Annotated in this window: 4 protein-coding genes; 1 reads left to right on the top strand and 3 read right to left on the bottom strand. The window is 68.6% G+C overall.

The window, feature by feature from the left end; all coding sequences use genetic code 11:
• Positions 1–621: 621 nt before the first annotated feature.
• Positions 622–1,077 (bottom strand): NUDIX hydrolase, encoded by a 456-nt coding sequence (locus ODJ79_RS35020; protein ID WP_263027943.1) that lies wholly within the window; start codon positions 1,075–1,077, stop codon positions 622–624.
• A 310-nt stretch (positions 1,078–1,387) separates the two neighbouring features.
• On the opposite strand from ODJ79_RS35020, the gene ODJ79_RS35015 reads away from it, so the two are divergent.
• Positions 1,388–1,798 (top strand): sigma factor, encoded by a 411-nt coding sequence (locus ODJ79_RS35015; RefSeq protein ID WP_263027942.1) that lies wholly within the window; start codon positions 1,388–1,390, stop codon positions 1,796–1,798.
• Here the strand turns inward: ODJ79_RS35015 and ODJ79_RS35010 are convergent.
• Together ODJ79_RS35010 and ODJ79_RS35005 are read right to left on the bottom strand one after the other, a co-directional pair.
• Entirely contained in the window at positions 1,701–3,431 is a 1,731-nt protein-coding gene (locus ODJ79_RS35010) for a hypothetical protein (RefSeq protein WP_263027941.1), read from the bottom strand. The two genes, ODJ79_RS35015 and ODJ79_RS35010, sit on opposite strands and share 98 nt — an antisense overlap.
• Before the next feature lie 131 nt (positions 3,432–3,562).
• A complete protein-coding gene (locus ODJ79_RS35005) occupies positions 3,563–9,616 on the bottom strand; it encodes a LamG-like jellyroll fold domain-containing protein (RefSeq protein ID WP_263027940.1) in 6,054 nt (2,017 codons plus the stop codon).
• Positions 9,617–9,758 lie beyond the last annotated feature (142 nt).

Genomic DNA, 9,758 nt, shown 5'->3' with positions numbered 1-9,758 from the left:
AACGGTCGGGCCAGGGGCCGCCGGAGCTGTGTTCGTCGACGACGGGGTCATCAGCAGCCGAGACTGAACCGGCGCAGCACCCGGGGCATCGCCACCAATGAATCACCAAAATGGAGCCGGGCATGCCGTGGCCCGGTCACGCAAGACGAGATCCTGGGAGGACTCATGGGACACGTTGCCCGTCGAATCGTAACCGTCTCGCTGGCCGCGGCCGGCTTGTGCCTGGCGGCCGCCGGTTCCGCAGGCGCTTCGCCGGCCCCATCTTTCCAATGCGGAACGGACGTCCTATACGGGCCCGGCGGCCCTCAGGCCGGCGGGGAGGTCTGTGTGTGGATCGACAACGGAGAGGTCAGTGGGGTAGACAGCTCTCAGTACACGTACATATATACCTGGATCACCCAGTGCAATGCAGCCCAAACGGCCTGTTCCATGATTCCGAGCACCGAGGTTTCCTCGCCGGCGACCCCATCGGTGTCCACGACGCCCGGCGAGTACTACGAAGCCTGCTCGACTGTGATCCTCAACTACGGTGGGGTCCAAGCTTTCGGCGGTGGATGCAGCCCGTTGGTTCCGGCCTGACGCAGGGACGCCCAACCGGCCGCGCGGGCACGCCGCCTTGTGTTAGCTCGGCGCCCACCCGCTGAGCATGAACGGCTGTCCGTCGCGGTAGGCGCGCACGCACGCGGCCGTGTACGGGTAGGTGTTCTGCGGCAACAGGTCGGCGGGGAACCATTCGATCTTGGCGCATTTGTGCGGCTCGGCGTTGACCGGTTCGCCGTGCCGCGCTGGATCGAACGCCACCGCGAACGCCAGCCCGACGCGGGAGAACCCGGCCGCGTTGCGGTGGTGCACGGTGGTGACCATGCGTGGTTCGGAAAGGCCGAGGCGTACGCCGATTTCTTCGCGTGCCTCCCGGATGACGCCGCTGATGGCGTCCTCGCCGTGCTCCAGTTTCCCGGAGGGCAGGTTCCATTGCCCGTCGGCGTAGCCGGTGCCCTCGCGCAGCGCCAGCAGGACGTGATCGGCGTGGGTGAGCAGCAGGAGCACGTCAACGGGGTGGGTCGGTGGGGCGGTCACGGCCGCTGAGGCTAGCCAGTCCCGCCGCTCAGTAGGGAATCGACCCGCCGGGCCATCCAGGCGACTCGCCCGGACGTGTCCGGTCCGGCGGGTACGTCGATCAGCGCAAACCGACGTGCGCCGCCGGTCAGTCGGACCGCTTCGGCTGGCTCGGTACGGGGCTGCGCTTGCGGTTCGCCGCGAGCTCGTAGGCGCTCGCCACGATTGCGACGGCAGTGAGCCCGATGCTGAGCCATAGGTACACGGCTCCTCCTGCGACTCATCCGGCGACGGTGCGGCGCCACGTGAGGGACATCTGCGGGGAGAAGGCATGGACGACGATCAAGAGCATGACTACCTCGCGTACGCGGGCGGTAGGGTTCCGGCGCTGAGACGCCTGGCGATTCTGTCGTGCGGCGACGACGACCGGGCCGACGACCTCGTGCAGGAGACGATCACCAAGCTGTACGCGGTCTGGCCGCGGGCCGGCAAGGTCGAGAACCTCGACGCGTACCCGCATGCGATGCTCGTGCGCGCGTTCCTCGACGACCGCCGTCGCGGCTGGTGGAAGGTACGGCTGTTCGACGCCGTGCCCGAACCGCCCGCATTTACTGTCGGTCGGGTATGGGTGTTCCTCGTCGCGCCTAATGGCTGGTGCTCAGTTGCCGGGCCGGGCACACCTCGAGCGTTTTGGGGGCCGGGATGCGGGCCGCGGGTGAGCAGTCGAACTGGGCGGCGATGAGGTTGCGTACCTGTGGGCTGGATCGGTTCACGTTGAACCAGCCTGGTTGCAGGATCAGGTAGCGGGCCTGGTGGTCGTCGGTGAGGCAGCGCAGGTTGTCGGCGTAGCTGGGGTAGGCCCGCACGCGGAGGATGCCCGCGCCGCGCTGTAGCCATTGCGGTGACGGATACCGGCAGGACGTGGGGTTGCCCATCAGGTTGTTGACCGAGCCGAACGTGAGGTAGAGCACCGGCGTGTTGGCGCCGATCCGGGCCCGCAGCGCGGTGAACGCGGCCGTCGACTGGTGGTTGATGTGGTACTGGTAGTCGTAGGTGCTGAACGCGTACGGCGATCCGGGTAGCGAGGCCACCGCGAGGGTCGCGCCGAGGGCGGCCGTGCCGAGCACGATCGGCGGCGACCACGGTCGGCGATTGGCCGTGACCCAGACGACGACGGCTACCGCGATGGCGGCCACGGCAAACGCCGAGTCCACCGCGGTTGCGTGCGTCAGTCGCCACGCGGCGGGCCGGTGGAGCAGCAGGAATGCGGCTACCGCCCCGAGCGCTGCGGTCGCGGCCAGCGGCAGCCGCGCGGCCGGGCAGAGGGCGAACGCCGCGCCGACCGTGCCGGCGGCGAGTACCGGGACGCTGGCGTAGTGGTACATGTAGAACTCGCCCTGCCCGTACGCGGCGGCCAGAGACAGCCCGGCGGCGACCACCGCGACGGCGGCCCCCACTACTCGGGAACGGCCGGTGGGAAGCCGGCGGATCAGTGCCACCGCCGCGGGCGGCGCGGCGAGCATGATCGGGCTGAGCACGGCCACGTCGCCGGTGCCGATCAGCAGGTGGTGGAAGTCGGCCCAGCGCAGGCCGTGGTGGATCGGCGAGTCGTCGACCAGGTTCGCCTGATCGTTGAGCCAGGTCCATTCCCAGGGCAGGAAGTGCTTGGTGGCGGCGTACCAGAGCACGGTGAAGCCGGCCGTGGCCACGGCGGTCCACGCCGCGCGACGCCGGTTGAGCACGCCGACCAGCAGCACGGCCAGTATCGCGATCGGCAGGGTGGCCAGCTTGACGGCGATCACCAGGGTCACGGCGAGGCCGCCGAGCAGGGCGCCGGCCCAGACCGGTCGCGGCGCGCACGCGGCCCCGACAGCCAAGACCGCGGCGAGCGCGGCGACCCAGTCGGGTTGCAGGAAATGCCACGGCGGCGCGGCGATCAGCGCCAGGCCGGTGGTCACCGCGGCGATGGCGGCCACCTGGGGCTCGAGGAAGTGTCGCAGGCCGAGGAACAAGACAGTGGCGACGGCGGCGACGAGCAGACCGGTCTCGGCGCGGATGACCAGTTGTGTGATGGTGAGCGACGGGTCGCCGACCAGCAGGGATCGGCCGCTGTCCAGGCCGTGGATGAGCAGGCGGTAGGCGATGGGCCGGGCGACGAAGACGTCCCAGACGCTGACCCCGCCCTTACCGGCGTTGGCGATGCCGCCGAACGCGTACGTCACATCGTTGTTGAGGCTCGGCCAGACCGTGCCGGCCATGGTGGCGAGCACGACCAGCAGGGCCGCGATCACATTGCGGCGCTGCGGCGCCGGTGGCGCCGTTGGGCGTTCGGCGCTCTCATGGCTGCCGGTCAGGGCGATCGGAAGCGTACTCATCGAACGCGGACTGTATAGCACGGTGTGAATCCCGGCCAAACCGGGAGGTCTTTGTCCGGGACGGATCGTTGTGGTTTGTTCGTGGGGCGTGCCGATCGCGTGTTGCGGGCGGCACGCCCCCGGTTTGATGGCTAGTTGGCGGCCTGGTTGGTTATGTCATCGATGGCGAGAATGCCCTGATACGCGTGGATCGCGTCGATATCTCCGGTGAAGTAGTTGGTGTTGGTGTCGGCAGACCGGTTTCGGCCTCCGGCAAAGGCGCCGGTGGCGGTCCAGGTTGCGGCGGGCACAGTCTGGCTGGCGGCCTGGGTGCCGTTGACGTAGAGCGTGGCGGTGTTGTGCTGGGCGTCGTAGATCGCGGTCAGGTGGGTCCAGGCGTTGAGGGTGGCGGCCGGTCCCTGCACCGTGGTCACGGCCGGCGTGGCGGTGTCGGTTTGGGGTAGGACGAAGGTCCAGCAGCCGCAGCTCTTGGCGAATTGCAGCTGGAATCCGCTGGAGTGGGTGCCGTCCTGGCTGAGCACGGTTGCGGTGTTCGCGGTGGAGGTCAGCCGTGCCCAGGCTGTCACGGTGAAGGACTGGTCGGTTCGCAGGACCGGTGCGGCGGTGATCGCCGCGTTGGTGCCGTTGAGAGTGAGTGCGGCAGGGTCGATGGCGTTGTGCCCTGGTGCGGTCCAGGTGGCGCCGCCGGCGATGGTGCCGGGGTGGTTGTAGGTGCTGGTGTCGTTCACCGTGGTGGCGGAGCCTTCGTCGAGTTCCCAGTCGATGACCGGGGTCGCTGCCGTTCGTGCTACGACCTCGGCCGGGTCGAGGGCCCGCTGCCAGACGTCGACGTCGGCCATGGCTCCGGCGAACCAGGTGCTGGATCCGCGGCCGATCCACATTGCACCGTTGGGGTCGTTGAACGGTGTGACGTCGGCGGTGCCGCCACCGGAGGCGCCGTTGACGTAGAGCGTGAGTGTGGTGGCGTCGGCGTCGTAGACGGCGGTGAGCTGGGTCCAGACGCCGACCTGCGGTGTCTGGTCCGATCCGGCGACGAACAGGGTGGCCGCGCCGGAGGTGGCCGATGGCATCTCTGCCAGCCACTGGTCGGTGGATTGCTGGTAGAGCAGGGAGAAGGACGCGTTTCCGCTGGCGTCGCGGCTGAAGACGGTGCGGTCGGCGGACTTGTCGGTCAGGCGTACCCATGCAGACACCGAGAAGCTCTTGGTGGTGTCGATGGTGAGGTCCGTGCCGGCGTAGCTGCTGGTGCCGTTGAAGACGGCGGCGTTGTCGCCGACGAGGCGGCCCGCTCCCCAGGTCGCGTTGTGCAACGTGGCCGGGTGGGTCTGTGTCGCGCCGGTGTCGGCGGCGGTCGTGCCGGTGCCGTCGTCGAAGCTCCACGATCCGGCCGGGTCGAGACCGACCGTGCCGGAGCCGCCGTCGCCGGAGGAGTCGTCGATGTTGCCGGCGTCGGCGAGGTACCGGGCCGCGAGGTCCTGATAGTAGAGATCGTTCGGGTACGTCGTGCCCGAGCTGGTGAAGAGATCGACGCTCTTGACGGTGTCGGAGGTGTCGTTGGCCCCGGTGGAGACGGCGGCGGCGAAGTCGACGACGCCGTCGGCGTTGCCGTTGAGGTAGGTCTGTCCGGAGCCGAGAATGTACGCGTTGACGTTCTCGCGGGCGGTCTCCTGGGCCGCGGTGTGTGTGCCGGTGAACGGCGGGATGGTGGCCACGTAGACGGTGAGGGCCCCGGTGCCGTTGTCGAAGTTGACGTTGAGGTTCAGGGCGTCGTCGGCGTAGTACTTGCGGAGCTGGCCGGCCAGGGCGACGAGCTTGTTCTGCACCGTCGCGGCGCAGGCGGCGGCGGTGCCGGTGCAGGTGAGCAGGTCGGCGGTGCCGGCCGAGATGAGCACGGTGCGGACGTCGGCCTGGCTGAGGACCTCGCGGTCGACGAGGTCGACGGCGCTCTGCGGGTTGGCGCCCGGGTCCACGGCCACGTTCGGCAGCAGGAAGGCGTTGCCCCAGCTGCTGCTCCCTTCGTTGAGGACGCCGAAGGGCACGTTCCCGTCACCGTTGGGATCGGCGACGAAGGCGTTGGCGATGTCGTCGCTGAGCAGGCTCTGCCCGTCGGGGGTGGCGGTGTCTGAGTTGACGGTCTGGTCGCCGTAGAGCACGAGCGCGCCGACGGGTCGGGTGGTGGAGGTGCTGACGTCCACCGCGGAAAGGAAGGGCAGGCCGGTCATTGCCGACTTCGTGAAGTTGGCCGCTGTCTGGTCCTTGGTGTGGTCGGCATTGTCCGAGGCGCTGGCGTAGACGGCATTCTTGGAGTCCTTGTGCCCCTGCATAGAGCTGAGGCTGCCGTGCACCTTCAGGCTGACCAGCAGGGTTCCTTGCGGGGGAACGCTCAGGGTGACCGGATCGGTGAGCAGGTCCGTTCCGGCTGGCAGCGTTGCGGTCGCGTTGCCGGCGAAGGTCAAGGCGATCGGTGTGGCCGCGGCGTTGGCGCCGCCGGCCGTGCTGTCCTGCAGGGCGACGCTGACCGCGTCGAAGGTTACGGGCGTGGTGCCGAGCTGGTTGGACAGGTGTATCCGGATCTGGTCGCCGGTGAGTGTGCCGGTGCCCAGACTCAGGTGGACGGGGATGCGCAGCGTCTGGTTGTTCAAAGTGGCTGTGGAGGCGGGGCTGGTGTCGCTCGTCTGGGCCTGGACGGCCGCGGTGTCCTGGGCGGCCGCCCAGCTGCCGACCCAGCGCATCGCGGTGGTGTCGCTGCCGGTGGCCGAGATCGGGCGTACGCCCAGGCCGATGAAGTGCGCCGAGGGCACCTTGTCCTGGGCGCTGTTGGAGACCAGGGGCAGGGTGATGCTGGCGATGGGGTCGCCGGGGCAGCTGAGCGGCACACTCATCGCGAACAGGCTCGGGTGAACCGTGGTGTCCTGGGTGGCGTTGTTCCAGTTGCGGCGCGGCATGGTCAGCACCGTCCCGCCCGCGGATCCTTGTGCCCAGTCGGTCACGTTGTCGATGGTGTATGCCTGGCTGCGCAGGCAGCTTCCGGCGGCGTAGTTGATCGTGCCGGTGATGTTCTTGACCGAGGCCTGGGTGGCGAAGCCGACGAAGACCAGGGCGTTGCCACGGTCGACCGCGTTCCCGCCCGCGAACGTGATCGTCTGGCCGGAACCGAGCATGTTGTCGCTGGCACCGTTACCGAAGGCGGCGGGCAGTTTGACGGCGGCGCCGTCGACGGTGACGGTGCGACCCGCGGTCCAGCCGGCGGCGGTCAGGTCGGCGGCGTTGATGGTGTAGCCGCCGCCGTCGGCATCGCCCGTGGTGACGGTGGCGGGGCTACCGGCGGTGTAGGTGGTTATTGCGGTGTTGTTCAGGCATTTCGAGGTGTCGTCGATGGTGCAGGTCACCGACGGTGCGAGCCGGATCAGGTCGATGCCGGCCTGGTAGCCGGCGGAGCCGGGGTTGATCCCGACCATGGTGAAGGTGAGGGTGTGCACGCCCTTGGCCAGGGCCAGCGGCTTTCCCTGAGCGTCCTTGATGATCCCGAAGTCGACGTACTGGGTCGACAAGGGCGTCCCGGCCGCCGAGTATCCGTCGTGGTTGGTGAGCACCGTGGTGGCGGTGGACTTGCCGGCGTCCAGCACGATGTCCCAGATGCCGTCGGCGGTTCCGCTGGTCAGGTCGGCGCCGATGTCCCAGTTGCCGGTGGCCGGGATGTCGAAGGAGAACGTCGCGGTGTCGCCCTTGGCGACCTTGCCGGTGTTGTGATTGCTCAGCACGGCGTCCCAGCCGTCGCCGAAGTAGAGGCCGGGGATCGCGGCCTGACTGACCAGGTATCCGCCGGTGGTCGTCGTGGTGGCGGCGGGAACGACCGTGGTGGTGCCATCCGTGTTTGTGGCCGTCCAGCCGCTGATCAGCTTGTCGCCGTACGCGTAGGTCGGCGAGCCGGCGCCCGCGTAGAACAGGTAGGGCGTCTGGCCTGAGGTGGAGCCGGCCTGGTCGACCGCCTTGACGTAGAGGGTGTGCGCGCCGGCCGTGCCGGGAGCGAAGGAGATCCCGGCGTTTCCGTTGATCACCACGGTGCCGGTTCCGGTGGCGTTGTCGGCCTTCGCGTAGTAGATCGTGCCGGCCTTGATGGTGGTCGAGGTCGTCCAAGCGGTGCCGTGGTTGGCGGCATAGGTGGTGTTGGCCAGGGTGCTGTCCATGGCGAACAGGTAGCCCATGACGTTGTTGGCCTTGTCATGCGGATTGATCGCGAACGTGCCCTTGTCGCCGTAGGCGGCGCCGACCTGTCTCGGCGGGAACTGCTCCGACGTGATGTTGGGCGGGGCGGGGGCGCTGGTGTCGATGGTGAAGGTCTGGTTGGGCCCGAAGCCGACCATCCATAGGCCGGCGGCGTTCTTGGCGTTCACCTTCCAGGTGTATGTGCCGTCGGCCAGCGAGGGTGTGGTCCAGTCACTGCCGTTGGTGTTGTAGATGGTCTTCGGTCCGTAGCCGTAGGCGACCTGGGTTCCGGCGGAGTTGTAGACGTGGTACTCGACCTCCACCAGTTCGTTGCCGCCGGCCAGATCGGGGTCGATGGCCCGGGAGGACAGGGTGGGCGTATGCGTGGTGGTCATGATCTTGCCTTGGTCGACCACCGACGGGTGCACGGCAGGGTCGCCGGTTCCGTCCTTGAGTTTGGGCCGGTAGCTGTAGGTCACCGACAGTGTCGCGCCGCCGCCGTAGCCGAGCTGCTTCCAGGAGTACTTGTCGCTCTCGTTGGCGGCGACGACCGCGAAGTTCGCGACCGACCAGTTCCCGCCCGCGGCATTCTTGATCCAGCTGCTGACGTCGAAGTCCAGCTTTGCCGGTGTCACGTAGGGCGTCGAGCTGGAGCAGTTCGCCTCGTGGCTCGCCGCCGTGTCGACCGCCGACGAGGAGCGGCCCGGTTCGTGTCCCCAGTACAACGTGGAGGAGCTGAACCCGGTGGCGCCGGCGCCGTAGACGGCGGCCGTCGTGTCTGAGCAGGAGGCCGCCCAGCGCTCGGTGACGTACAGGTGAGCGTTGAAGATCACCGCGCCCTTGATGCCGGACGTGTTCATCTGGTAGTACGTGCGCGCCTTCTCGGCGTCGCCGGTCGGCCAGTTGTCGTAGCCGATCCGCGCGCTGGTGGACCCGGTCGTCGAGGTCGAGTTGTAGACGTTCCAGCCGTTGCTGGAGATCCGCGCCCAGTTCAGCTGAGACCTGCCCGGCGAACCGGACCACTCCGGGTCCACGAAGACCGGGAACTTGGTGGTCTTCGCCGTGAGCAACGACCTGTTCAGCGTGAGGGTCTGCTTGCCGCCGCTGACCGAGACCGTGACGCGGGCCCGATGCCCACCCACCCGGGCGGACGCCGCATGCTCCGCGTTCGGGCCGGCGAGCGCCGCCTTGGCGCTCGGCCCGGCGGGCTCACCCGCGGCCGGGCTGCTGTCCCACATCAACGCCGTGTCGCTGTGAAAGACGGTCCGTCCGGTGGCCTTGTCGATCGCCTCCGCGCCGTCCCGGGTCGCGCGTACCTTCACGCCGGTGCCGCCAAGTCCGAGCTGGAGGCTCGCCAGAGCCGGATTGGCGGCGGCCTCGGCGGTCTTCACGACCAGCATCGAGGAATAGCCGGTGGCGTCCGCGGTGATCTGGAGGTCGACTCCGGACAAGACATTCGCGTACGTCGCGGTGTCGCCGCTGACCGTCGGGACCGGCAGCCTGCCGGGCCAGGTGAAGCCGAGGGAGTGCCCGCTGTCGGCGAGCGACACCAGGCGGGTGCTTCCGCCACCGCCGATCGTGACCGAGGTGACCGCCGCCCGGGGTGCGTAGCTGCCGTCCGTCCGGCGCACCAACGTGGTGTCGATCGGCACCCACTTACCGTTCTGCAGCACCCGTTGGGGGTTGGAAGATGAGATCTTGGTGAGCGTGCCGTCGGGGTTGGCGAGCACCGTGGACGACTCAGTCGTCTGGGCCGCGATGCCGACCGCGGCCCCGGTCTGCTTGGCCTTGGCGATGGCTGCCGCAGTGGGGTTGGTCGGCTTGGCCACGGCGGGCGGCGTCTTCGCTGCCGGGGTGACCTTCGCGGCGACCGGGGCGGCGTGTGCCGGTGTGGCTACGCCGATGGCGCTTGCGAAGCACAGTGTTGCCATGGTGGTCGCCAACGCGAGGCGGCCAGTGGGCGTCGAACGTCGCGACATGTCTTTCTCGTGACCCCTTCGTCGAGCGACAGCTAATTAGACGGAACTCAAAAGAATGATTAGACAGAACTCGAAATTTGTCTTATCGGATGGCCAGGCGCCGGCGATGATCGCCGGTGCGCGGCAGCCATTGTGGCCCCTT

It is taken from the genome of Actinoplanes sp. KI2 (assembly GCF_025630775.1).
Lineage (GTDB): Bacteria > Actinomycetota > Actinomycetes > Mycobacteriales > Micromonosporaceae > Actinoplanes.
Note: the sequence above shows the minus strand (reverse complement) of the source record. Positions and strands in the feature narration are given on the sequence as shown.